Genomic DNA, 23,910 nt, shown 5'->3' with positions numbered 1-23,910 from the left:
CTACTCCAATTGCGCGGAACAGAACGTTATCGTTAATAGTTAACCTGGGTCGGACCGCCATTATCGCCGCGATCGTTCCGATCCGGCGTCGCGCTCTGAATGCCTGGGTTAACCGGCTTGGTCGGCGGCGGCGCGGTTTTGTCCGCCGGCGGGAAATACAGCGGCCCTTTCAAACCGCAGCCGGTCAGGCTGAAGATTGCAAACAGAACGGCAAGCGTGGGTAAAACGTTTTTCATTGATAGTTGCCCATGATTCATTCGTTACTGCTTTCTATCATCGCAGGAGAAGACGTAAAAGCAAGCGTTTAGCATCTGACTGCACGCGCTTTTGTTTCGCGCTATACTGCGGCCATCTTCAAAAAAGCAGGATAGAACCATGAACGACAGTGAATTCCATCGCCTGGCCGATAGCCTGTGGATGACCATCGAAGAACGTCTGGACGACTGGGACGGCGACAGCGATATCGACTGCGAAATCAACGGCGGCGTGCTGACCATCAGCTTCGAAAATGGCAGTAAAATCATTATTAACCGTCAGGAGCCACTGCATCAGGTCTGGCTGGCGACCAAGCAAGGCGGCTATCACTTCGATCTGCAAGGCGATGAGTGGATCTGCGATCGCAGCGGCGAACGCTTCTGGGATCTGCTGGAGCAGGCGGCAAGCAATCAAGCCGGCGAGACGGTGAGCTTCTGTTAATGAGGTGTTTCCCGGATGGCGGCGCATCGCGCCTTATCCGGGCTACCCGACGACATACAACCGTAGCCCTGCTAAGCGCAGCGCCAGCAGGGAATATCTCCGGATAGCGGCTCGCGCCTTATCCGGGGCAAATCTACGAGTAGCGCTGCTGCAGCACCGGTGAGGCGACCGCTTCCTGGCCCGGCGGCACCGCGGCGGCAATCGCCTGACTGCGGAACGGGATCACCTGCGTGCGTCCGTCAACTTCGACTATCTGATAGAACTGCGGCAAGTTGAAGTTAATGAAGCTGGAGCCGTAGGTGAAGCGATCGTGCGATGACGAGTAGAAGCGGCTGACGTCGCGGACAAGCTCTTCTTTGCTGCCTTCGCAGTGGTGATAGACCTCTGCGCGGTTGCTTTCATCGAGAATGTAGATGTTAAAGCCGCTATCATTGTTATCCGCATCTTCAAAGAAGAATTGAATTATCCCTTCGCTGGCGAAACCATCCACCACCGCCGGCAGCTTAACGTGATTGGTTTCTACCTGTACCGACAGGCCGTGGAGTTTGTTGTGCGAGATAGCGCCGTAGAACTCAATGGCGTTTTCCAGCTTCTGCACCGAAACGTTCAGGCGTTCAAAGAACAGGCCCCAGGTCTGGCCGGAGACGCGCAGCGCTTTGAAGCGCCCGGTATCCTGACGGGTACTGGAGAGACGCAGTTCGATGCACTCGGAGACCATCTGCTGCACGCGGGTGCGAATAAGGCCGCGCAGATGCTGGCTGTAGCAGAACACCTCCACGCTATCCGGCGGCGCGGCGTCCTGATGCATTTTGCCAAGGATAGTTTTCAGCGCTTCGATCATCGCCTGCTCGCCGTTAAAGTGCAGCGTACGCACTTCGTTCCACGAGTTGCGATACAGCAGGTCGACGCTGCCAATCAGGCATTTTTGCTCTTCGCCGAAGCTGAAAACGTCGAGCTTACGGAAGTCGAAATGCACCACCTGATTGCGGAAAGCCGCCGTCGGGTCATATTCGAGGTTAACAATAATCGCCAGGTGGCGAATTTCACACGGGCTATACAGCGCTTTTGGCGTCGGTGCCGGCAGGCGCAGCGGGAAGTGGTGCGACACGTCGGCCACCATCTCCTGCAGCTTCGGCAAATCGACGATACCGTTGCCCTTAATAAACAGACGGGTGCGTGAGGTCAGCAGGCCGTTAAACCAGGCCCAGGCCACCAGCTTATTAAGATAACGGTTATATTCCAGCGGCTGATGGCTGATGATCGATTCCATATCCGGCGCGCGGTTATACAGATACCAACCGGTACGGTTGGCGCGGCCCGGCGGCACGTGGATAAAGGTCAGATTCGGTTCCGACAGGTCCGGTGAAATTTGCGGGTTTACCAGGGTAACCTTGCCCGGCAAGGCTTCAAAGGCCGCATACAGCTTACGCGTCAGCACGCCGATATCCTGCGGGCTGGCGGAGACGCTGAGGTTATTGCGACGCGCGAAGCGGATCAGATTACGATAGCTCTGCATCATCGCGTCGAGCAGTTCGTTGTGCGCTTTGCGCACTTCATCGATTTTCCAGTTAGCGCGGTTATCGAGCATCATCAGACGCTTTTCATCCCAGCCCCACTCTTTCACCAGTTGGCTGACCACTTCACGACGCCAGCCCACACAGGCGCGCTCGCGGCTGAGTTTTTCACAGACTTTCAGATAGAAGCAGCGGCGTACCAGATCGAGACGGGTGTCGTCTTCGATAGCCTGCAGATAGGCGGTTACGCGCTCCAGCATCATGCAGTAGGGGTCGAGACCGAATGAGACAATCTCGCCATCGTGCAGGCGCTGTTTAATATCTTTCGCCAACAGGCGGTTGTTGGGGTATTCCCACGAGTAGGCTTCCAGCAGCAGCGTTTTCAGCACCGCTTTATACGGGGAGTCGATGCTCTTATACAGCTGCCACAGGCTGGCGCCGAAGTACTCTTCCGCCGACAGCGAACTGAGGCCACCGAGATCGAGCCATTCGTTTGGCGTCAGCACGCCCTGGGCATACAGCCCCATCACGTAATCATCGTAATGGTCTTCTTCATCGCCCGGCACCATATTCCACAGAATACGTTTCCCGGCGAGACGCACGGCGGTGCGGTAAAATTCATCGAGCAACAAAATATGCTGGGTCGAACCACAGTCTTCGCCACCGAGGCTGCCGCTTTCGTTGTGGCGGAAGCGGTTTTCGTCGATCAGGAAGAAACTGACCTCGACGCCGAGCGACGCCGCCCAGCTTTCAAGCAGGCTGCATTTACGCTGCAGCAGTTGGCGTTCTTCGTTATCCAGCCAGGCCTGATGGCATACCCAGATATCCAGATCGGAAGAGCAGCTTTGCCCGACGGAAGAGGTACTGCCCATCGAATAGACGCCGGTAATCGGCAGTTCGCCCTTCGGCGGCTCCTGCGTTAGCAGGCCGCGATGCAGTTCGAGTTCGTCAAGATAGTGGCGTTGGGTTTCATCAGGCGTGTAGAGGCAAATGCCGCGGGGAACGTTACCGTCAAGGTAACCCGGCATCAGCGGGTGATGATAATGTAGTAATGTCGGCAGAAGACTGTAAACCTGCTGGAAAGCGGGTCCCATGGCAGCAAGCGCGCGATCCACGCGCAGTTGGTTGATGGCATCCAGTCTCTGTTTCAGTGTCTCAATATAGAGGTACAAGACATATCGCCTGATGTTCAAAAATCCGACGTACAATAGTACGGAGGATTTCAGTATTTCAACAAGAACCGTCACCATTCGTCATCGGTGTGGTTGTGATGAACTGCTGGCTGACAAATGGTTTAAAACGTGATCAATTTAACACCTTGCTGATTGACCGTAAAGAAAGATGCGCTACATACAAGTGTAGCACCGTTTGCCGGGTGTAAATTCCCCACTACGCTTGCGGCAACCGCACGCGCATGAAACGCTAAAGGTCATCATGCCAGCATCCCACATTAACCGCGAAACTAACATCCCTAAAGCAACAATGTTAGGATGGCTCATGGTCGACAATGACGGTAACAAGCATGTTAGACAAAGTTTTGAGAATTGCCACACGGCAAAGCCCGCTTGCGCTATGGCAGGCACATTATGTGAAAGAGCGTCTGGAGTCCTGTCATCCGGGGCTTTCCGTTGAGCTGGTGCCAATGGTCACCCGCGGCGACGTGCTCCTTGATACCCCGCTGGCGAAAGTGGGCGGCAAGGGCTTATTTGTGAAAGAGTTAGAGCTCGCCATGATTGAGGGGCGCGCCGATATCGCCGTCCATTCGATGAAAGATGTCCCGGTCGAATTCCCTGAAGGCCTGGGATTGGTCACCATCTGCGAACGTGAAGATCCGCGCGACGCATTTGTTTCCAATCACTATGCCTCAATTGACGCGCTGCCGGCTGGCAGCATCGTTGGCACGTCAAGTTTACGTCGCCAGTGCCAGTTGGCGGCAGAGCGCCCCGATCTGGTGATCCGCTCGCTACGCGGCAACGTTGGCACGCGATTAGGCAAACTCGATAACGGCGAGTATGACGCTATAATCCTTGCCGCCGCCGGGCTGAAGCGCCTGAAACTGGAAGCGCGCATTCGCCAACCGCTCTCGCCTGAGCAATCTCTGCCGGCCGTCGGCCAGGGCGCGGTGGGTATCGAATGCCGCCTTGACGATGAATGGACCAAAGCGCTGCTAGCGCCGCTTAACCATACGGAAACCGCCGTGCGCGTACGTGCCGAGCGGGCGATGAACACCCGTCTCGAAGGCGGTTGTCAGGTGCCGATTGGCAGCTATGCCGAACTGCGCGATGGTGAGCTGTGGCTACGAGCGCTGGTGGGCGCGCCGGATGGTTCGCGGGTCGTGCGCGGTGAACGCCGCGGGCGGCCTGAAGAGGCAGAGGCGCTCGGCGTCTCGCTGGCGGAAGAGCTACTGGATAACGGCGCCCGCGACATCCTCGCGGCGGTCTATGATGGAGAAGCCCCACGATGAGCATCCTGGTCACCCGTCCGCTACCGCAAGGTGAAGAGTTAGTCAGCCGCCTGCGCGCGCTGGGACGCGTGGCCTGGAGCTTTCCGCTGATTGAATTCACGCCGGGGCGAGAACTGGCAGCGCTCCCGCGTCAACTGGCGGCATTAGGCGCGGACGATTTGTTGTTTGCGCTGTCGCAGCATGCGGTGGAATTCGCCCATGCCCGTCTGCTGCAGGAGAGCCAACGCTGGCCCTCCGACCCCGCCTATTTCTCGATAGGCCGCACCACCGCGCTGGCCCTGCATACGGTCAGTGGTAAAAATATCCGTTACCCGTTAGATCGGGAAATCAGCGAAGTCTTGCTACAATTACCTGAATTACAAAACATTGCGGGCAAGAAAGCCCTGATTCTGCGCGGCAACGGCGGGCGGGAATTACTCGGCGACACGCTGCGAGATCGCGGCGCCGAAGTAACATTTTGTGAATGTTATCAACGTTGTGCGAAGTACTATGATGGTGCGGAAGAGGCTATGCGCTGGCAATCTCGTGGAGTCACAACGCTGGTGGTCACCAGCGGCGAGATGCTGCAGCAGCTGTGGTCGTTAATACCCCAGTGGTATCGCGAACAGTGGCTGCTGCACTGTAGCCTTATCGTTGTCAGCGAACGTCTGGCCCTTCAGGCCCGGGAATTGGGCTGGCAGGATATTCAGGTTGCCGATAACGCCGACAACGATGCGCTGCTACGCGCATTACAATAACTCTCAACATTGGAAGCCATAATGACGGAACAACAAAATCAATCCGCCGTGGTTGAAGAGACCAGGGAGGCCGTGGAAACCACGCCACAGCCAGAAAACAACGAGAAGAAAAAGGCCGGCAACAAAACCAGCCTGGCGCTCAGCGCGATTGCTATCGCTATCGCCCTCGCCGCCGGTATTGGCCTGTATGGCTTGAATAAGCAGCAGGTTACGCGGCAAAACGAAACCAGCTCTGAATTAGCAAGCCAGCTCGCGGCGCTGCAAAAAGCGCAGGACAGCCAAAAGAGCGAGCTGGAAAGCGTCATCAAACAGCAGGCCGACCAGTTGAGCGAAGCCAAACGTGAACAGGAAACCCTGACGAAACAGCTTGATGAGCTACAGCAAAAAGTTGCCGTGATTTCCGGCAGCGACGCCAAAACCTGGCTGCTGGCGCAGGCTGATTTCTTGGTCAAGCTGGCGGGACGTAAACTGTGGAGCGATCAGGATGTGACGACCGCCGCCGCGCTGCTGAAAAGCGCCGATGCCAGCCTCGCCGACATGAACGACCCAAGCCTTATCGGCGCGCGCCGCGCCATCACCGATGACATCGCTTCGCTGTCGGCGGTAAGCCAGGTCGATTATGACGGCATCATCCTCAAAGTTAACCAGTTGGCGAATCAAATCGACAATCTGCGTCTGGCCGATAATAACGACGATGATTCCCCGATGGATGCCGACAGCGACGAGCTCTCCAGCTCCATCGGCGAATGGCGGGTTAACCTGCAGAAAAGCTGGCAGAACTTTATGGATAGCTTCATTACCATACGCCGCCGCGACGAAACGGCGGTGCCGCTGTTAGCGCCGAATCAGGATGTCTATCTGCGCGAAAATATCCGTTCTCGCCTGCTGGTCGCCGCGCAGGCGGTGCCGCGTCATCAGGAAGAAACCTATAAGCAGGCGCTGGAAAACGTCTCCACCTGGGTACGCGCTTATTACGATACTGAAGATGCCACCACCAAGGCTTTCCTTGAAGAAGTGGATAAGCTCAGTCAGCAGAGTATCACCATGAGCGTACCGGAAACGCTGCAGAGCCAGAGCCTGCTGGAAAAGCTGATGCAAACCCGGGTGCGTAATTTAATGGCCCAGCCTGCGGCAGCCGCTCCGACACCAGCGCCAGCAGCGACCGCGCCAGCCCCTGCGCCGCAAGGAGAATAACCGATGCTGAAAATTCTCCTGCTTTTCGCACTGCTGATCGCCGGGATCGTCGTTGGGCCGATGATCGCGGGCCATCAGGGCTATGTTCTGATCCAGACCGATAACTACAATATCGAAACCAGCGTGACGGGTCTTGTGATCATCCTGATCCTCGCAATGGTCGTGCTGTTTGCTATCGAGTGGCTTCTGCGCCGCATTTTCCGTACCGGCGCGCACACGCGCGGCTGGTTCGTCGGGCGTAAGCGCCGCCGCGCGCGTAAGCAAACCGAGCAAGCGCTGCTGAAACTGGCGGAAGGCGATTACCAACAGGTTGAAAAGCTGATGGCGAAAAATGCCGATCACGCCGAACAACCGGTCGTGAACTATCTGTTAGCGGCGGAAGCTGCCCAACAGCGCGGCGATGAAGCTCGCGCCAATCAGCATCTTGAGCGTGCCGCCGAACTGGCTGGCGACGATCTGATCCCGGTCGAAATCACCCGCGTGCGCCTACAGTTGGCGCGGAATGAAAACCACGCCGCCCGTCACGGCATCGATAAGCTGCTGGAAGTGACCCCGCGTCATCCGGAGGTACTACGTCTCGCCGAGCAGGCCTATACCCGCACCGGCGCGTGGAATTCGCTGCTGGACATCATTCCGTCCATGGCGAAAGCCAACGTGGCGGATGAAGAGCACCGCGCCGCGTTGGAACAGCTGGCGTGGATTGGCCTTATGGATAAAGCGCTGGCCGACGGCGGTAGCGAAGGGCTACGCGAATGGTGGCGCAACCAGAGCCGTAAAACGCGCTCGCTGATACCGCTGCAGGTGGCAATGGCCGAACGCCTGATCGAAAGCGACGACCACGATACCGCACAGCAGATTATTATCGATGGTCTGAAGAAACAGTATGACGACCGCCTGGTCATGCCGATCCCACGGCTGAAGACCAATAATCCGGAGCAACTGGAGAAAGTGCTGCGCCAGCAGATCAAAGCCGTCGGCGACCGTCCGCTGCTGTGGAGCACCCTGGGCCAGTCGCTGATGCGTCACGGTGAATGGCAGGAGGCCAGTATCGCCTTCCGCGCCGCGCTTAAGCAGCGCCCGGATGCCTTTGATTACGCGTGGCTTGCCGATGCGCTGGACCGCTTGCACCAGCCGGAAGAAGCGGCGACCATGCGTCGTGACGGCCTGCTGTTGACGCTACACAATAACCCTCAGCAGTAATTCACGATAACGCTATCGCCTCGTATGGGGCGATAGCTACTCTTCAGAACAGGAGTTCTGATGCGCGTACCCTCTCGTTTTCTCTTTCCTCTTGCTGCCAAACCGCGTTTATCGCTACCCCGACTACTGCTGGCGATCAGCATCGTTGGCGCGCTTATCGGCGGGGTTATCGCCGCACTGGGCTCTGGCGCATGGTGGGTTCTGCTGGTGCTGCTCATTGTTACGATCGTCAGCAATCGCCGCTGGCGAATGCGGAGGGCAAAACTAGCCGAACAGCGCGCCGGCCAGACTATTTGCCAATTCGCGCGTGCCTTCGATATTTCTCTTGTCGATAGCTGGGTGATCCGCGCCGTGTGGTTAACGCTGGATAACCAGCTTAACCAGTCAATGCCATCAGCACCTGCGCTGGCTTTTGCCGCCGGGGATCGGCTGGATGAGGATTTGGAGTTGGTTGGCGATGATGATGACCTGTATGAATTATTACAAGAGGCCGCCCAGCGCTGCGGCCGGGATCTCAGCGGGCTCGAGGATAATCCCTGGCTGCCGGTGCTGACGGTGGGCGATATGGTGCGAGCCCTCAACGCCCAACCGATGACGCCCGCTCGCCAACAGCGGATCGTTATCCACCCCTGAAAGAAAAAAACGCCTGCGCTGAAATCAGGGCAGGCGTTAAAACAGGTCTGTTTGACAACAAATTGGGTGCTTCACTCAACGTTATGTCCATGGTGTTTGATGAGACATAAAATGCGACATCTATCAGTGGACGATAAGCACCGTAAGTACGGCTCTGCATCATTCCCGAGTTTATGAGGCACGAAGGCGAACATAAGAGATGGAATGAGCATCTACCCGGTTATTATCGCACAGGATCCTGGGAGATTGCATCTATCGCAGCAATCATTTGGGACAATTCCGGACAATAATTCGCAGAGCTAGAAACGATTTTTTACGAGGAAGATCAGCGGGATAAAAGACGCGTGGAAAAAATCGGAAAACAAAAAACCCCGCCGAAGCGGGGTTCAAAATTGGTCGGCGAGAGAGGATTCGAACCTCCGACCCACTGGTCCCAAACCAGTTGCGCTACCAAGCTGCGCTACTCGCCGAAATACTGCTTTTTGAATTTTTAGTTCAATTCTTTAAAGTCGTGGTGCGAGGGGGGGGACTTGAACCCCCACGTCCGTAAGAACACTAACACCTGAAGCTAGCGCGTCTACCAATTCCGCCACCTTCGCAATTCACAACTCTATCAAATAATGGGGTGGCTAATGGGATTCGAACCCACGACAACTGGAATCACAATCCAGGGCTCTACCAACTGAGCTATAGCCACCACAACAATTCTTTTACGCGGTATTAAAACCACCGCAGCTCCAGCACCGGGTAAATGGTGCGCCCGACAGGATTCGAACCTGAGACCTCTGCCTCCGGAGGGCAGCGCTCTATCCAGCTGAGCTACGGGCGCTTAGCGCCGTTGCGGGGGTGGATAATACGGACTTCCCCCACCCCTGTCTAGTGCCTTTTTAAATAAAATTTCTATTTGCTCACAGTTTGTGCGCTTTGGCGCTTATTCCGCCGTTTTATCGAGATTTCCCCGCTTGCCGAGGCCGAAAACCTTATAAATAAGGGTCACCACGGCGAGGAAAATCATTCCGACAAAGAGCGACATCCGGGTTTCATCGTTAATTCCCATGCCGATCAGCACACAAACGAGGAAAGCCATCGTCAAATAGTTTGCCCACGGGAACAACAATGAACGGAACGGATGGCTGGCCATCGCCTGCTGATGCTCGCGGCGAAAACGCAGCTGGCTAATCAGGATCACAAACCACGGCACCATCCCCGGCAACACGCTGGCGCTATAGACATAGACAAACACGCGCTGCGGGTTAGGAATAATGTAGTTCAGGCACGAACCGATTAGCAGAATCACGATCGATAGCGCGACGCCCGCCACCGGCACGCCCTGACGCGACACTTTGGCCATTGCTGCCGGTAGCTGACGGTTGCGCGCCAGCGCGTACAGCATACGCCCACAGCTATACATCCCGCTGTTACAGCCCGACAGCGCTGCGGTCAGCACCACGAAGTTGATAATCCCCGCCGCCGCGGTAATGCCGATTTTGGCGAAGGTCAGGACGAACGGGCTACCGGTCGATCCAATCTGGTTCCACGGGAAGATAGTCACGATAACGAAAATCGCGCCCACGTAAAAAATCAGGATACGCCACAGCACCTTACCCACCGCGCTACGCAACGTGACCTGCGGGTTTTTCGCTTCCCCGGCGGTGATACCGATAAGTTCAACGCCCTGATAAGAGGCGACGACAATACACAGCGCCGTCAGGAAGCCTTTCCAGCCGCCGGCGAAGAAGCCGCCGTGCTCGGTCAGGTTGCCAAAACCGATCGACTGCCCGCCGTTACCGAAGCCAAAGAAGATGACGCCCAGGCCAATGACAATCATCACGATAATGGTGGTGACTTTAATCATCGCAAACCAGAACTCGATCTCGCCGTACAGACGCACTGCCGCCAGATTCGCTAGTGCTACCAACCCAACGGCAATTAGCGCCGGGATCCACTGCGCCATCTCCGGGAACCAGAACTGCACGTATACCCCGATGGCGGTGATCTCTGATATTCCCACCGCCATCCACATAAACCAGTATGACCAGGCCGTGAGATAGCCGAAGAACGGGCTCATATAACGGTGCGCGTAAACGGCGAATGAGCCGGTTACCGGTTCGAGGAACAACATTTCGCCCATCGAACGCATGATAAAGAAGACAAATAAACCGGCGATAATATACGCCAGCAGGACGGATGGACCGGCCCACTTCAGCGTACTTGCCGCGCCCATGAATAACCCTACGCCAATCGTCCCGCCTAGCGCGATTAGCTCAATATGCCGGGCCTCCAGTCCACGCTGGAGTTCCGCTTTTTTCTCAGTCATAAAGCCTCTTGTGTTTGCTGTACTCCGGGTACTCCCGGTTATTGTTATTAATTGAAACCATAGCCTTGCCGACGCGCAGGTCTCCCCCACGCGTTTGAAGCATGCGAATGGTTAATTAATTTTACGGAAATGGCAAATAAAGTATCAGGCGAGTGAAGAGATTACACAGAATATGTATGCAATCTCGCCTGGTTGCAGTGGAATATCAGAGCTTGCCGGAATAATGCCAACGTAAATAGCGCAGTAAACGGAACTGTCTTTTGATACGGCTCGGTTGCAGGAGCAGGCGATAGAACCACTCCAGCCCCAGGTTCTGCCAGAATTTTGGCGCCCGGTGAACGTGGCCGGTAAAGACGTCATAAGTGCCGCCAACGCCCATATACAGCGCGGCGGGATATACCAGCCGGCAGTCGCGCATTAGAATTTCCTGGCGCGGCGATCCCATCGCGACGGTGACAATTTTCGCCCCGCTGTCGCGCACCCGCTCAAACAGCTGCTGACGCTGATCGGCGGAAAAATAGCCGTCCTGACTGCCGACGATATTGACCTTCCAGCGCTCACGCAGCTTCGCTTGCGTCTCCGCCAGCACCTCGGGCTTGCCGCCGATCAGGAACACCGGCGTTCCCTGAGCGCCAGCCCGCTCCATCAGCGCTTCCCACAGATCGGCGCCGGCAACGCGCGACACCTCAGCGTGCGGATATTTTTTACGTAATGAGCGCACGACGCTAATACCGTCGGCATATTTAAACTCGGCGGCCTCAATCAGCGCACGCACTTCCGGGTTATCTTCTACCGCCAGCATCTTTTCGGCGTTGATCGCAACCAGCGTACCCTGACGCAACTCGCCGTCGGCGAAGAGATAGTTGAGCGCATGCTGCATGTCGCGCCAGCCAATCAGCTGCAGCCCTCGCAGCGCATACTGCGGCGCGGAAGTGTTATCAGTCATGTTCATCCTTATCAGACCTGCGGTTGCGAAAGCGGCTTCACCCGCTTATGAATCAATCCTGCGCTGTCCAGGAGCCAGTACAGCAGTTTCGCCGCTAACAAGCAGATACCAAAGATCACGAGGAAAAACACCACGCGGGAGCCGAACGAATCCAACCCTTCGCGCGCCAGCACTATCATGTTGAAGATAGCGCCGAAACAGAAACTGTGCAGGATAGCCGCTTTGTAGCGATTGCTCTCCCGGTTGCCCAGTTCGTACAGCCAGTCGAACCATTTAATGATGAGCCCTACCGCGACGGCGCCCAGCGGTACGAACCATACGCCGCCCATCACCACCAGCGAACCAATCAGCGTCGGCGATATCGCCAGCCCCGAATGGTTGTTTAATACTTCCCAGGTGAAGTAATTGGCGGTATTCAGCACCATTGTCGGGCGACCGTGCCACATCCAACTGGGGATAAAGACGTAGAAGTCGCGGATCATCGGCGCCAGCCCCTGGAACTCAATCTTGTCGTAGTTCTGCAGCAGCAGCGCCAGGTTCTCCCACGGCGAGAAGGTATCGCGCGTGAGATAGAGGAAAGTATAAAACGCTTCATCGCCGCTAACGTTCATCCCATAGCGCTTCAACGCCAGCCAGAACATGCCGACAATACCCAGCACGCCCGCTGCCGCCAGCATCCACAGGCTGATCCAGCCGCGAATAATGCCGATAAACAGGAAGATAGCGAAAGCGATAATGATGTTGGCGCGGGTACCGCCGACGATCGCGTAGGTCAGCAGACCAAAGGCGACGGTGCTCACCAGGAAGAAAATCCACGCCTTGTAATCCTGACGTAGGAAATAGATCACCAGCATCGCCGGAATAAAGAAGTAGAAGAAGCGCTTCAACGCCACGCCGGACACTTCCGCGGAGAATATCTGGCTGTATGAATTGAGCTTAAATAGCAGGAAACCGTTGTGGGCGAAGAAGATACCGACGCACAGCAGCGCCAGCCCCATCAAAATCCCCCAGGCCAGATGGGTTTCAACCCGGTTCATGGTAAACAGCGGACGACGTGGAACATCGCGCGATGCCGGACGCAATCGCGTTTTGTAGGTCACGTAGTAGATGGCATAGAAGCACACCGCAACCAGCAGCGTCTGCAGCAAAATCTCCGGCGGCGCCACGCTGACGTCAAAGCGGAATACCAGGATACTGGTTAACGGGAAGCCGAAGAAAAAGGTGAGCAGGAACAACAACGAGAAAAAGACGTTGAAGTTAAAGCGCACGCGGCGGAACTCAAACCAGGTGGCGGTGGCGATAAACAGCGTCGACAGCAGCCAGACCACCAACAGCCCGCTAAATTGCATTAACGTCATACCCGCGCCTCCGCTGCCAGCTGTAGCGCCCGCTGCCAGCCCGCCAGATAGTTCGGGCGGAAGAAGGCGATTTGCGTTTTATCAACGTTCGCTAACTGGCGCTGTGCTTCGCGCACCACGTCGACATCCAGGGTATAGGTGGTAAACAGCACCGGGATCTGTTGTTCGGTCATATCCTGCCAGAACGGATTTTCGCGATTGAGCACGCAGGGAATACCCGCCTGAATCAGCAGGCACAGCGTGCCGATACCCTGCTGGCGCGCAAACAGGAAATAGCCCAGGTCGCAGCGGCGCAGCAGCGCCAGATAATCATCAAACTCAAGCTTCTCGCTGAGGATCTGCAGATGCTCGCGACTAAACAGCGCCGCTCCCGCCTGACGAACTTCATCAATGTAGGCTTCATTATTGGCCGGATAACCCATCGGTACGATGACATTCACCGTATCGCCAAACTGCTGATAAATCGCCTTTAGCGCTGCAATATGCTCATTACTACGATCGCCGGAGTTCCCCACCAGAATGGTCAGGGTGTCACCGCGCGGGGCGGTATCGGCAAGGGAATTTAGCGACGGATCCATACGAGTCGGGAAGTACAGCAGTTCGCCCGGCACTCGCGGATGGCGGTTAGCAAACCAGCTGAGATCGCCGCGGGTGGCGAAAACGCGTCCTACCCGCCCTTGCGCCATGCGGCGCAGAGGATAAAACAGACGGAATTTCAGGCTGGCTGAGTTTTCATACAGATCCGCGCCCCAGATATGCCAGTTAAATTGCGACGGGCGGATCCCGCCGCTCAACAACGCCAGCCACAGACCGGTATTAAACTGGCCGTGGAAAAAAAAGCGCTGCTGGCGATCGGCTTTCGCTTTGGCAATCACCGCCTGCGCCAGCGATTTCTTACCCGGATAGCAGGTAATCTCCAGCGCCGGATACGCCTCGCGCATACCTGTCGCATCACCCACGACCATAAACGTCCTGGCCCGCGCGTCGGCGGCCAGTTCGTCGTTAAAGAACCGCAATACGGTCTGGTTGTGGTGCGGGATATCCGATCCCAGTACGTGTATCAGTGCTGTCATGCCCGTTTACGCCAGAGTAAAAACACGCCACTACAAAGGGCGAAATAAACAATATAAGTGGCCATATACGCCTGCGCCGCGCCAAGTGCGCCGTGCGCCGGAATAAGCCAGTGTGAAAATGCGGTCAGCAGCGTGAACTGGCTGATTTCCGTCAGAATATAAAAACGCAATGACGCTTTGGCGATCACCAGATAGCCGTAGACGTAAGCGCCAACTTTTAAAACATCGCCCACCAACTGCCAGGCGAACAGGTCGCGCATCGCGGTGAAGCGAGCGGAAAACAGTAACCAGATGGCAAAATCGCGCAGCAGCCAGACCGTCAGGCTTGCCGCCGCCACCGCCGGCAGGACGAATTTCAACGACTTTACTATTTCACGCGTGATGTCCGTTTTGGCGCTCAACCGCGACAACGTCGGCAGCAGATACACGCTAAAGGAAGCGGTAATAAACTGCAGGTAGGCATCCGAGATACTGCTCACCCCCTGCCAGATGCCGACCGCCTCCCAGCCGTAATGCGCCGCCAGCAGATTACGCATCATCACATAGGCCACCGGCAGCGTCACCGAGGTAATCAACGCCATCAGGGTAAATTTCGATAGCTGCCCCGCAAGCCCGTTATCCCAACGCGGACGTAGCGCGTTCAGCGGGATCGCGCCGCGCCGCCATAGCATAATGGCGGCCGGAACCACCACCAGCGCGGGAACTAAGGCCAGCCCTAACAGCGCCCCCTGATAACCACCGAAGTAGTAACAGGCGTAGTAGGCCGCAACGCCAATCAAACTCCCGGCAATCAGCGAAAAAGCGTTACCCGCCGCATCGCGAAAACCTTTCATCAGCGCCAGCAGATAGTTGGCCCACGCAATTCCCATCTGCACCAGCGCCACCAGACGTACCAGATTCTGGTAGTGCGAATGGCCGAACAGCGCCTGGCTTATGGGCGCCGCCGCCAGCAAAAAGACCAGCGCCAGCAGGGTGGAAAACCCGAGCACCATTGATGACGAGGTTCCAACTACCTGCTTCAGGCGTAGCGGATCGTCGTGATGTTGGGCAACCAGCTTAGTGACGCCATTAAAAATCCCGGCGCCCGCCAGGACGCCCAGAACGGTGACCAGTTGCCGGAAGTTACCGGCCTGGCCTACGCCCGCCGGGCCAAATGAGACCGCCAGCAGCTTTACCACCAGCAGACCGGCGCCTATTTTGACTAAGGTGGACGCCGCGGTCCACAGTGATGCTTTTGCCAACGACATATCAGGAGAAGTAGCTCAACAGTGAATTAATCACCGTCCGTTGGTTTACCGCAGACAGGTTGTAGAACAGCGGCAAACGCAGCAGGCGTTCGCTCTCCTGGGTGGTATAACGATCTTCGCCGCAGAACTCGCCGAACTGTTCGCCAGCCGGGCAGCTATGGAGCGGAATATAGTGGAACACCGCCAGAATTTCTGCCTCTTTCAGCCAGTTAATCAGCGCCGCGCGGTCATCGTTATCCCGCAGCTTAATGTAAAACATATGCGCGTTTTGCCCGCAATCCGCCGGCACCGCCGGCAGATCGATACGGCCCGCGCGCGCCAGCGGCAGCAGCGCGTCATAATAAGTTTGCCACAGCGTCAGGCGCTGCTGGTTAATCCGCTCCGCGGCTTCCAGCTGCGCCCAAAGATAGGCGGCCTGCAGATCGGACATCAAATAGCTGGAGCCGATATCACGCCAGGTGTACTTATCCACCAGACCACGGAAGAACTGGCTACGGTTAGTGCCCTTTTCGCGAATGATTTCCGCGCGTTCCACCAGTTTACGATCGTTGATAAGCGTTGCGCCGCCTTCACCACCGGCGGTGTAATTTTTCGTCTCATGGAAGCTAAAGCAGCCAATATGGCCGATGGTGCCCAGCGCGCGGCCCTTATAGGTGGACATCACGCCCTGCGCGGCGTCTTCCACCACGTACAGGTTATATTTGGCGGCGAGCGCCATGATGGTGTCCATTTCACAGGCCACACCCGCATAATGCACCGGCACGATCGCCCGGGTTTTGTCAGTGATTGCGGCTTCTATCAGCGATTCATCAATATTCATCGTATCGCGACGGATATCGACGAAGACGATTTTCGCCCCGCGCAGCACAAAGGCATTGGCGGTGGAAACAAAGGTATAGCTGGGCATGATGACTTCATCGCCAGGCTGAATATCCAGCAGCAGCGCCGCCATCTCCAGCGACGCGGTGCAGGATGGCGTCAGCAGCGCTTTGGCGGTGCCGAAGCGCTGTTCAAACCACTGCTGGCAGCGACGGGTAAAACCGCCGTCGCCGCAAAGCTTGCCGCTGTTCATCGCCGATTGCATGTAATCGAGCTCAGTCCCCACCACCGGCGGTGCGTTAAATGGAATCATCGTGTCACCTGTATAACCAGTACGCGGTGCTTTCCACATTCGCACCGCTGAGAATATAACGTTTAAGCGCGGCGGTGTTGCCCATTTGGGTCGCCACCCGCAGTGTAGAAAGCCCGCGTTGCGCCGCCCAATGACGCGCCGCCTGCATAAGCTCGGCGCCAGCGCCGCGCCCGGCCAGCAGGCCGATACGCGCGTCGGTGTCGTTGAGCTGACGCAAAGAAACAAATGCGCGGATGTCGCCATCGGACGCGCGAAATAGCAGACACTGGTGGTCAAAGGTCCCCAGCACCGCGTTTTCAATCCATTGCGCGTAGAATCGGCCGCTGGCGTCAGCGGCATACCAGGGAGCGCGAAAACGACTCATAGCAAAGGCCTGTGCCGCCAGTTCGCGTAGCCGCGCAATATCGCCTTCAACGGCCCATTCGGCGCCGGCATCAGCCGGCTCGCCTACCGGCAACGCCAGATCGACCTCGCCTTCCACCAGTTGAAAACCGATCTCCTGTAGCGCATCCAGCCGGGCGGTGTCGCTGGCGGCGACTTTCGCCTGCACTCGCGACCATCCCGCCAGGGTTTCAGCGGTGAGCAGCGGCGCGCGCTCGTCAAAGCGAACGATGCCGCTATTAACGGCGAAGAAGCGGTTTTCCCACTCCAGCGCTTCAATACTGGCGCGGGCGGGCACGGAGGAGATCCAGCAAGTATTGGCCATAGCCGGTTTTTTCCAGCCGCTTCGCGGCGCGTTTGACGCCGTCATCGTCAAGCCAGCCGTTACGCCAGGCAATTTCTTCCAGACAGGCGATTTTAAAGCCCTGCCGCTTTTCTACCGTCTGCACAAACATGCTGGCTTCAATCAGACTATCGTGCGTGCCGGTATCCAACCACGCAAAGCCGCGCCCAAGCAGCTCGACGGTTAACGCGCCATCCTCAAGATACATCTGGTTGATGGAGGTAATTTCCAGCTCGCCGCGCTCGGACGGTTTGACCCGTTTGGCATACTCGGCCACTTTTCCATCGTAGAAATAAAGCCCGGTGACCGCCCAGTTCGACTTCGGTTGTTTCGGCTTTTCCTCCAGCGACAAGGCGCGGAAGTTGTCATCAAACTCCACCACGCCGAAGCGCTCAGGATCCATCACCTGATAGCCAAATACCGTCGCCCCTTCGGTGCGGGTTGCGACGCTACGCAGCTTAGGACTAAAGCTCTGGCCAAAGAAGATATTATCGCCTAACACCAGGCACGCCGGTTCGCCGTTGAGAAACGCTTCCCCGATGATAAACGCCTGGGCTAAACCATCCGGCGTCGGCTGAACGGCATAGTGCAATTGGATACCAAACTCGGAACCATCGCCGAGCAGGCGTTGGAAATCGCGCTGATCTTCCGGCGTGGTGATGATAAGGATTTCACGGATCCCGGCCAGCATTAACACCGACAGCGGGTAGTAAATCATCGGCTTGTCGTAAATCGGCAATAGCTGTTTCGACACGCCGCGCGTGATGGGATGCAGGCGCGTACCGGAACCGCCTGCCAGAATAATACCTTTCATCATGCCCCCCTGGGCCAGTTAGCCGTGCAGCCCAAGACGCTCGCCCTGATAGCTACCGTCCTGAACCTGTCGCCACCATGCCTCATTTGCCAGATACCACTGGACAGTTTTGCGCATACCGGAAGTAAAGGTCTCATCCGGCGTCCAGCCCAGCTCGCGTGCAATCTTCGCCGCGTCAATCGCATAACGCAGATCGTGGCCTGGCCGGTCAGCGACGAAGGTAATCAGATCGCGATAATGCGCCACGCCCTGCGGTTTATGCGGCGCCAGCTCTTCGAGCAGTTCGCAAATGGTTTCCACCACCTCGATGTTTTTACGCTCGTTATGACCGCCGATATTGTAAGTTTCGCCCGGCTCGCCGCGGGTCGCCACCAGATACAGCGCTCTGGCGTGATCCTCGACGTACAGCCAGTCGCGAATTTGTTGGCCGTTACCGTAAACCGGTAGCGGTTTTCCCGCCAGCGCGTTGAGAATAATCAACGGGATCAGCTTCTCCGGGAAGTGATACGGGCCGTAGTTATTCGAGCAATTAGTGATAAGCGTCGGCAGGCCGTAGGTACGCTGCCAGGCGCGCACCAGATGGTCGCTACTGGCTTTCGAGGCCGAATAAGGGCTGCTTGGCGCATAAGGCGTGGTCTCGGTAAAGAAATCATCGCTGCCATGCAGATCGCCATACACTTCGTCCGTCGAGATATGATGAAAGCGAAACGCCGATTTTTGCTCCGCCGCCAGCGTATTCCACCAGCTGCGCGCGGCTTCCAGCAGCGTATAGGTACCGACGATATTAGTCTCAATAAACGCCGCCGGGCCATCAATAGAACGATCGACATGGCTTTCCGCCGCCAGATGCATCACCGTATCGGGTTGATGCTGTTGGAAGATGCGATCCAGCTCGGCTCGGTTACAGATATCCACCTGTTCAAAGGCAAAACGCGCATCCTGCGCCACCGGCGCCAGCGACATCAAATTGCCGGCATAGGTCAGCTTATCCACGACCACGACGCGATCGGCGGTGTGCTGGATGATTTCACGCACTACCGCGGAGCCAATAAAGCCCGCACCGCCGGTGACCAGAATCGTTCTCACCGCCACACTCCTTTGGTGTCGATGATATAGGCCTGGGTAACGCTATCGCCGCTAACGGCTTTAAACTCGTTGTGATCGACCAGCATCACCAGCACATCGGCGCTCGCCAGCGCATTATCAAGGGTCGCCAGCGTACACAGGCCATCAAGCTTCTTCGGCAGCGTGTGAATGTTGGGCTCAACCACCTGCGTCGCGCCGCTGTGCCAGCGGGCGATCTGCGCGGCAATTTCCATCGCCGGGCTTTCACGTAGATCATCAATGTTAGGCTTAAAGGCCAGGCCGAAGCAGGCAATAGTCAGTTCGCTGGCGCGTTTATTGCTGGCATTCAGGCACTCGGCAACCTGTGCTTTCACCCGTTCGATAACCCATTCCGGCTTGTGGTCGTTAACCTCGCGCGCGGTGCGAATCAGACGCGCCTGTTGCGGGTTTTGCGCCACGATAAACCACGGGTCGACGGCGATACAGTGGCCGCCGACGCCCGGACCCGGCTGCAGAATATTGACGCGCGGATGGCGGTTCGCCAGGCGGATCAGTTCCCAGACGTTGATCCCCTGGTCGGCGCAAATCAGCGATAGTTCGTTAGCAAAGGCGATGTTGACGTCGCGGAAGCTGTTTTCCGTCAGCTTGCACATTTCCGCAGTGCGCGAGTTAGTCACTACGCATTCGCCTTCAAGGAAAATTTTATACAGCTCACTGGCACGCGCCGAGCAGACCGGCGACATGCCGCCAATAACGCGGTCGTTTTTGATGAGCTCAACCATCACCTGCCCCGGCAGCACGCGCTCCGGACAGTAGGCGACATTAACGTCGGCCGCCTCGCCCACCTGCTGTGGGAAGCTGAGATCGGGGCGCATCGCCGCCAGCCACTCGGCCATCTGTTCAGTCGAACCGACCGGCGAAGTGGATTCCAGGATCACCAACGCTCCTTTCTTCAGGGTCGGGGCAATAGATTTAGCGGCGGATTCAACAAAGGCCATATCTGGCTCATGCCCACCTTTAAACGGCGTCGGGACGGCAATCAGGTAGGCGTCCGACTCCACCGGCACGGTGGTGGCGCTTAAATATCCCTGTTCAACCGCCGTTTTTACGACGCTCGCTAAATCCGGCTCGACGATATGAATCTCACCACGGTTAATGGTCTCAACGGCGTGTTGATTGATGTCCACGCCAACCACCCGCCGTTGCCGGGAAGCAAATGCGGCAGCGGTTGGCAGACCAATATACCCAAGGCCAATCACTGAAATGGTAGAAAAACTCATAGCGTTACCTGATTATTTTTAAGAGCGGATAAAATACGATCGCATGCCTGACCATCGCCGTAAGGGTTATGGGCCCGACTCATTGCCTGCCAGGCGGCATCATCCTGCAGCAGACGGGTGACTTCATCGACGATACGCTGCCTGTCGGTGCCGACCAGACGTACGGTGCCTGCGGCGACCGCCTCCGGGCGCTCCGTCATTTCGCGCATCACCAGTACCGGTTTCCCAAGCGACGGCGCTTCTTCCTGAATCCCGCCGGAATCGGTCAGAATCAGCCATGCGCGATTCATCAGCCAGACGAACGGCAGGTAATCCTGCGGATCAATTAATTTCACGTTAGCGACATGCCCGAGAATACGGTTAACCGGCTCGCTGACGTTCGGGTTCAGGTGAACCGGATAAACAATCTGTACATCAGGGTGATGGCTGGCGATATCCGCCAGCGCATGGCAAATGTGCTCGAAGCCGAGACCAAAGCTCTCGCGGCGGTGGCCGGTCACCAGAATTAATTTCTTATCCTCTTCGAGGAACGGGTAGCGCTGCATCAGTTCATTGCGCAGCGCCTCGTCGCCAAGGACACGATCGCGAACCCAGAACAACGCATCGATCACCGTATTGCCGGTGACGGTAATGCGTTCTTCGTTAATATTTTCCCGCAGCAGGTTATCGCGCGAGGTGGCGGTCGGGGCGAAATGGTACATCGCCAGACGCCCGGTCAGCGTGCGGTTACCCTCTTCCGGCCACGGCGAGTTCAGGTCGCCGGTACGCAGGCCCGCTTCCACGTGGCCCACCGGGATGCGCTGATAAAACGCCGCCAGGCTGGCCGCCATCGTCGTCGTGGTATCGCCATGTACCAGCACCACGTCCGGCTTAAACGACTCCAGTACCGGCTTTAAACCTTGTAGAATGCGGCAGGTGATCTCGGTTAATCCCTGACCCGGCTGCATAATGTTCAGATCGTAGTCCGGCGTAATCGAAAACAGTTTCAACACCTGATCGAGCATCTCCCGATGCTGCGCGGTTACGCAAACCTTTGCCTCAAAATGAGGATCCTTTGCCAGCGCATGGACCAGCGGCGCCATCTTGATGGCTTCTGGTCTCGTGCCAAATACAGTTAGTACTTTCACATCGATTCTCTTCGATTAGGTGATGATGGCGCGGAGCCTTCATCACAGGCCCCATTCACTGGACACGACGACGTGCTAACGCCACGCCTGCGCCGATGAGCGCGCCCACAATCCCCCACATGATCATCAGAAATACACGCCGCGGGCTATCGCGTTTTACAGGTTCTTCCGGCGTACGCAAATATCTGTAAGTCTGAAAACGTGGATCCAGCGTCGGGCCAACGTTTAGCGTGTTCAGCATGGCGCGGTTCTGGTCATAGTCGAGATCGTATTCCGGCCCTACGGCCTGCAGATTTTCGAGGCGCGCCTGCAGCATCGGCCGGCCAAGTAAGAAGAGTTCGGAGGCCGGCAGCTGTTCCGCCGGAACATCGGTCTCGCTGCGGGAAATGTTATGTTGCTGGGCGATTTTCAACGCCTGCTCGACGCTCTGCACGCGGCGGTTGTAGATCTCGCTTGCCACCTCTTCCTGACGCTTCACCTGCGCTTTCATCTGTACCGTACGCGCCGCCCAGGCGCCCTTCAGCTCATCATTAAGATGACCAGCGGCGCGTTGGCTGGCGAAAGCGACGTACTGACGCAGCAGATTATTGGCATCTGGCGCGGTCTCCGCCGTCAGCTTGATGCTGTCATTGACGCTTTTCAGCGGGTCGCCGGGGATAAACTGAATATCGTTAATCAGATCGTCAAGCATCGCGGCATCCGCGCGTGAGTTGCCTGACTGGCGCTGCTTGTAGTAATCGGTCTGCAGCCAGAAGTCACGGCGGGTATCCCATGACGCCTGTTGCATAATAAACTCTTTATATGCCTCATCCATGGCGGAAGGTTGGTCTACCGAAGCCAGATCGGCTTTGATATCCAGGTTACGTAAGAACTGCTGTTGCGAATAGTATCCGCCCAGCATATTGACGGTCGGCCGGTCGGTAATTGCCGTCGCGCTCCACTCCTGGCGAGCAAAAAAGGAATAAATAAGAACGATCAGCGCGAACAGCACGGCGATGCCGACTATCCAGCCTTTTCCTGCCCATAAGGCGCGAAACAGCCCGCGAATATCCAGTTCGTTCTCAACGTTCACTGCTTGTGCTCCCGGTAATGGTTGAGTCATCACTTCCCCAGTTTTACTTGGTTAAATTTGGATTATTGCCGCTGTGTCGCCGAATTCTGCGTCTAATGCGCTTAACCAGACGCGCCACTTTCCATGCGCGCTTAATGCAGTAGCCATAAAGTAAAAAAGCAAACAAAAAGAGTATTAACATCACCCATTCAGGAACAATACGGGTGTATTCCGCCACTACGCCGACCAGCGCCAGTAAAGCGGCAGCCAGCGTAATCAGGACAAAGGCCTGCCGGGAAGTAAACCCGGCACGCATGATCAAATGATGAATATGCTGACGATCTGGCGAAAACGGGCTCATCCCCTTTCGCAGGCGGCGATACATAATCGCCACCATATCCATCAGTGGAATCGCAATAATCCACAGCGCCGTTACCGGGCTGATGGGATGCGTTTTGCCCTGCGTCGTCTCCAGCAGGATCCAGATAATGGTGAAGCCAATCATGGTACTGCCGGCATCACCCATAAACACTTTATAGCGACGTCCAAGCGCGCCAAGATTAAGTAAAATATAGGGCAGAATGGCGGCGATCATCGCAAAACACCACATCGCCAGGCTGTACTGGCCATCAAACCATAAGATGATGCCGGTTGCCGCGAAGGAGACGGACGAAAGCCCGCCGAGCAACCCGTCAATGCCATCCACCATATTGAAGGCGTTGATTGCCGCCCAAACGGCGAAAAGCGTGAGGAAAAAACCAAAGGGGCCGAGGACTAACTCCCACGAACCGAAAATATAGCCGAGGCTGCTGAGATGCAGATTACCCGCCGTCATCATGATAACGGCTATCGCGGCCTGAATAACCGCACGAATTTTTACGCTGATATCAAATCGGTCATCCAACGCGCCGACCAACACCAGCACCCCCGCGCAGGCCAGATACAGCGTGGCATGAGGGATATAATAATCGGCGATCGCAAAGGTAAAACAAATACCGGCATAAACTGAGATACCACCAACTAACGGAATCAAACCTTGATGCCGTTTCCGATAGTTTGGCTTATCCACTAACCCAATTTTTTTCGCTGCTTTACGGGCAACAAATATAAACAGGGTCGTGAATAAGAAAACACTGATTAATTCAGTAATAGCAGTGAGTAAATTCACAACACATGTGCTCTCAGCATAGTTAATCCGGGGAGTATAACGATGATGTCTCCACTCCTGAAGGGGAAAAGCAGAACATTACAAATTTATTGTATATATTTTAGACTGTTAAAGTCCTTTCTGCTTAACCCGCCGCGCATATCATACGTCAACGCTGGCGGTGCTTTTCC

General features: G+C 56.4%; 21 protein-coding genes and 4 tRNA genes. 6 read left to right on the top strand and 19 right to left on the bottom strand.

Features of this window, described 5'->3' with window-relative positions:
• Positions 1–32 precede the first annotated feature (32 nt).
• Positions 33–236 carry a lipoprotein gene (locus ABLU80_RS22335; RefSeq protein ID WP_020077593.1) on the bottom strand — a complete coding sequence of 68 codons (204 nt, stop codon included), beginning with the start codon at positions 234–236 and terminating at the stop codon, positions 33–35.
• A 139-nt stretch (positions 237–375) separates the two neighbouring features.
• Here ABLU80_RS22335 and cyaY point away from each other — a divergent pair, with 139 nt between their 5' ends.
• Positions 376–696, top strand: a complete 321-nt coding sequence (gene cyaY, locus ABLU80_RS22330) for an iron donor protein CyaY (RefSeq protein WP_320944607.1) — start codon at positions 376–378, stop codon at positions 694–696.
• Positions 697–829: 133 nt separating this feature from the next.
• On the opposite strand, the gene cyaA is transcribed toward cyaY, so the two are convergent.
• Complete coding sequence (cyaA, locus tag ABLU80_RS22325) at positions 830–3,382, bottom strand: class I adenylate cyclase (RefSeq protein ID WP_015368868.1); 2,553 nt, start codon at positions 3,380–3,382, stop codon at positions 830–832.
• 350 nt (positions 3,383–3,732) lie between these two features.
• On the opposite strand from cyaA, the gene hemC reads away from it, so the two are divergent.
• From hemC to ABLU80_RS22300, 5 genes are read left to right on the top strand one after another with little or no spacing between them, the layout of a single operon-like run.
• Entirely contained in the window at positions 3,733–4,674 is a 942-nt protein-coding gene (gene hemC, locus ABLU80_RS22320) for a hydroxymethylbilane synthase (RefSeq protein WP_032715387.1), read from the top strand.
• Complete coding sequence (gene hemD / locus ABLU80_RS22315) at positions 4,671–5,411, top strand: uroporphyrinogen-III synthase (RefSeq protein WP_015368870.1); 741 nt, start codon at positions 4,671–4,673, stop codon at positions 5,409–5,411. Before hemC ends, hemD begins: the two co-directional genes overlap by 4 nt.
• A gap of 21 nt (positions 5,412–5,432) precedes the next feature.
• Complete coding sequence (gene hemX, locus ABLU80_RS22310) at positions 5,433–6,605, top strand: uroporphyrinogen-III C-methyltransferase (protein WP_015703977.1); 1,173 nt, start codon at positions 5,433–5,435, stop codon at positions 6,603–6,605.
• Positions 6,606–6,608: 3 nt separating this feature from the next.
• Complete coding sequence (gene hemY, locus ABLU80_RS22305) at positions 6,609–7,805, top strand: protoheme IX biogenesis protein HemY (protein WP_047052966.1); 1,197 nt, start codon at positions 6,609–6,611, stop codon at positions 7,803–7,805.
• 60 nt (positions 7,806–7,865) lie between these two features.
• Positions 7,866–8,438, top strand: coding sequence for a hypothetical protein (locus ABLU80_RS22300; protein ID WP_042894672.1), 573 nt, complete (start codon positions 7,866–7,868; stop codon positions 8,436–8,438).
• Positions 8,439–8,831: 393 nt separating this feature from the next.
• On the opposite strand, the gene ABLU80_RS22295 is transcribed toward ABLU80_RS22300, so the two are convergent.
• The 17 genes from ABLU80_RS22295 to wecA form a co-directional block, all read right to left on the bottom strand.
• Positions 8,832–8,908: transfer RNA gene (locus tag ABLU80_RS22295), tRNA-Pro, on the bottom strand.
• A gap of 42 nt (positions 8,909–8,950) precedes the next feature.
• Positions 8,951–9,037: transfer RNA gene (locus ABLU80_RS22290), tRNA-Leu, on the bottom strand.
• Between the two features lie 22 nt (positions 9,038–9,059).
• A tRNA-His gene (locus ABLU80_RS22285) sits at positions 9,060–9,135 on the bottom strand.
• A gap of 55 nt (positions 9,136–9,190) precedes the next feature.
• Positions 9,191–9,267, bottom strand: a tRNA-Arg gene (locus ABLU80_RS22280).
• 102 nt (positions 9,268–9,369) lie between these two features.
• Positions 9,370–10,755: an amino acid permease gene (locus tag ABLU80_RS22275; protein ID WP_045378701.1), complete on the bottom strand. Its 1,386-nt coding sequence runs from the start codon at positions 10,753–10,755 to the stop codon at positions 9,370–9,372.
• 205 nt (positions 10,756–10,960) lie between these two features.
• Positions 10,961–11,701 carry a lipopolysaccharide N-acetylmannosaminouronosyltransferase gene (gene wecG, locus ABLU80_RS22270; RefSeq protein ID WP_047057116.1) on the bottom strand — a complete coding sequence of 247 codons (741 nt, stop codon included), beginning with the start codon at positions 11,699–11,701 and terminating at the stop codon, positions 10,961–10,963.
• A gap of 11 nt (positions 11,702–11,712) precedes the next feature.
• On the bottom strand, positions 11,713–13,059 hold the full coding sequence (gene wzyE, locus ABLU80_RS22265) for an ECA oligosaccharide polymerase (protein ID WP_015368875.1): 1,347 nt from the start codon (positions 13,057–13,059) through the stop codon (positions 11,713–11,715).
• Positions 13,056–14,132, bottom strand: coding sequence for a TDP-N-acetylfucosamine:lipid II N-acetylfucosaminyltransferase (locus tag ABLU80_RS22260; RefSeq protein WP_348850482.1), 1,077 nt, complete (start codon positions 14,130–14,132; stop codon positions 13,056–13,058). The genes wzyE and ABLU80_RS22260 overlap by 4 nt, the downstream gene beginning before the upstream one ends.
• The gene (gene wzxE / locus ABLU80_RS22255) at positions 14,129–15,379 is read right to left on the bottom strand and encodes a lipid III flippase WzxE (protein WP_015703974.1); all 1,251 of its coding nucleotides are present in this window, start codon (positions 15,377–15,379) and stop codon (positions 14,129–14,131) included. Before wzxE ends, ABLU80_RS22260 begins: the two co-directional genes overlap by 4 nt.
• 1 nt (position 15,380) lies before the next feature.
• Positions 15,381–16,511 (bottom strand): dTDP-4-amino-4,6-dideoxygalactose transaminase, encoded by a 1,131-nt coding sequence (gene rffA / locus ABLU80_RS22250; RefSeq protein ID WP_015368878.1) that lies wholly within the window; start codon positions 16,509–16,511, stop codon positions 15,381–15,383.
• A gap of 4 nt (positions 16,512–16,515) precedes the next feature.
• Positions 16,516–17,190 (bottom strand): dTDP-4-amino-4,6-dideoxy-D-galactose acyltransferase, encoded by a 675-nt coding sequence (rffC, locus tag ABLU80_RS22245; protein WP_047047223.1) that lies wholly within the window; start codon positions 17,188–17,190, stop codon positions 16,516–16,518.
• Positions 17,168–18,049 (bottom strand): glucose-1-phosphate thymidylyltransferase RfbA, encoded by an 882-nt coding sequence (gene rfbA, locus ABLU80_RS22240; protein ID WP_015368880.1) that lies wholly within the window; start codon positions 18,047–18,049, stop codon positions 17,168–17,170. The genes rffC and rfbA overlap by 23 nt, the downstream gene beginning before the upstream one ends.
• Before the next feature lie 18 nt (positions 18,050–18,067).
• Positions 18,068–19,135 (bottom strand): dTDP-glucose 4,6-dehydratase, encoded by a 1,068-nt coding sequence (rffG, locus tag ABLU80_RS22235; protein WP_046883474.1) that lies wholly within the window; start codon positions 19,133–19,135, stop codon positions 18,068–18,070.
• The gene (wecC, locus tag ABLU80_RS22230) at positions 19,132–20,394 is read right to left on the bottom strand and encodes a UDP-N-acetyl-D-mannosamine dehydrogenase (protein ID WP_015703971.1); all 1,263 of its coding nucleotides are present in this window, start codon (positions 20,392–20,394) and stop codon (positions 19,132–19,134) included. The genes rffG and wecC overlap by 4 nt, the downstream gene beginning before the upstream one ends.
• Entirely contained in the window at positions 20,391–21,521 is a 1,131-nt protein-coding gene (gene wecB / locus ABLU80_RS22225; RefSeq protein ID WP_015703970.1) for a UDP-N-acetylglucosamine 2-epimerase (non-hydrolyzing), read from the bottom strand. Before wecB ends, wecC begins: the two co-directional genes overlap by 4 nt.
• Positions 21,522–21,576: 55 nt before the next feature.
• Positions 21,577–22,623: an ECA polysaccharide chain length modulation protein gene (gene wzzE / locus ABLU80_RS22220; protein ID WP_032715380.1), complete on the bottom strand. Its 1,047-nt coding sequence runs from the start codon at positions 22,621–22,623 to the stop codon at positions 21,577–21,579.
• A gap of 13 nt (positions 22,624–22,636) precedes the next feature.
• Complete coding sequence (wecA, locus tag ABLU80_RS22215; protein WP_015368885.1) at positions 22,637–23,740, bottom strand: UDP-N-acetylglucosamine--undecaprenyl-phosphate N-acetylglucosaminephosphotransferase; 1,104 nt, start codon at positions 23,738–23,740, stop codon at positions 22,637–22,639.
• Positions 23,741–23,910: the final 170 nt, after the last annotated feature.

This window comes from Klebsiella sp. CN_Kp104, assembly GCF_040064515.1.
GTDB lineage: Bacteria > Pseudomonadota > Gammaproteobacteria > Enterobacterales > Enterobacteriaceae > Klebsiella > Klebsiella aerogenes.
Note: the sequence above shows the minus strand (reverse complement) of the source record. Positions and strands in the feature narration are given on the sequence as shown.

What these genes read in the sequence shown, in the direction of transcription:
- ABLU80_RS22335 (WP_020077593.1), bottom strand. Translation starts at nt 236, where the DNA reads ATGAAAAACGTTTTACCCACGCTTGCCGTTCTGTTTGCAATCTTCAGC.
- cyaY (WP_320944607.1), top strand. Translation starts at nt 376, where the DNA reads ATGAACGACAGTGAATTCCATCGCCTGGCCGATAGCCTGTGGATGACC.
- hemC (WP_032715387.1), top strand. Translation starts at nt 3,733, where the DNA reads ATGTTAGACAAAGTTTTGAGAATTGCCACACGGCAAAGCCCGCTTGCG.
- hemD (WP_015368870.1), top strand. Translation starts at nt 4,671, where the DNA reads ATGAGCATCCTGGTCACCCGTCCGCTACCGCAAGGTGAAGAGTTAGTC.
- hemX (WP_015703977.1), top strand. Translation starts at nt 5,433, where the DNA reads ATGACGGAACAACAAAATCAATCCGCCGTGGTTGAAGAGACCAGGGAG.
- hemY (WP_047052966.1), top strand. Translation starts at nt 6,609, where the DNA reads ATGCTGAAAATTCTCCTGCTTTTCGCACTGCTGATCGCCGGGATCGTC.
- ABLU80_RS22300 (WP_042894672.1), top strand. Translation starts at nt 7,866, where the DNA reads ATGCGCGTACCCTCTCGTTTTCTCTTTCCTCTTGCTGCCAAACCGCGT.
- ABLU80_RS22275 (WP_045378701.1), bottom strand. Translation starts at nt 10,755, where the DNA reads ATGACTGAGAAAAAAGCGGAACTCCAGCGTGGACTGGAGGCCCGGCAT.
- wecG (WP_047057116.1), bottom strand. Translation starts at nt 11,701, where the DNA reads ATGACTGATAACACTTCCGCGCCGCAGTATGCGCTGCGAGGGCTGCAG.
- wzyE (WP_015368875.1), bottom strand. Translation starts at nt 13,059, where the DNA reads ATGACGTTAATGCAATTTAGCGGGCTGTTGGTGGTCTGGCTGCTGTCG.
- ABLU80_RS22260 (WP_348850482.1), bottom strand. Translation starts at nt 14,132, where the DNA reads ATGACAGCACTGATACACGTACTGGGATCGGATATCCCGCACCACAAC.
- wzxE (WP_015703974.1), bottom strand. Translation starts at nt 15,379, where the DNA reads ATGTCGTTGGCAAAAGCATCACTGTGGACCGCGGCGTCCACCTTAGTC.
- rffA (WP_015368878.1), bottom strand. Translation starts at nt 16,511, where the DNA reads ATGATTCCATTTAACGCACCGCCGGTGGTGGGGACTGAGCTCGATTAC.
- rfbA (WP_015368880.1), bottom strand. Translation starts at nt 18,049, where the DNA reads ATGAAAGGTATTATTCTGGCAGGCGGTTCCGGTACGCGCCTGCATCCC.
- wecC (WP_015703971.1), bottom strand. Translation starts at nt 20,394, where the DNA reads ATGAGTTTTTCTACCATTTCAGTGATTGGCCTTGGGTATATTGGTCTG.
- wzzE (WP_032715380.1), bottom strand. Translation starts at nt 22,623, where the DNA reads ATGACTCAACCATTACCGGGAGCACAAGCAGTGAACGTTGAGAACGAA.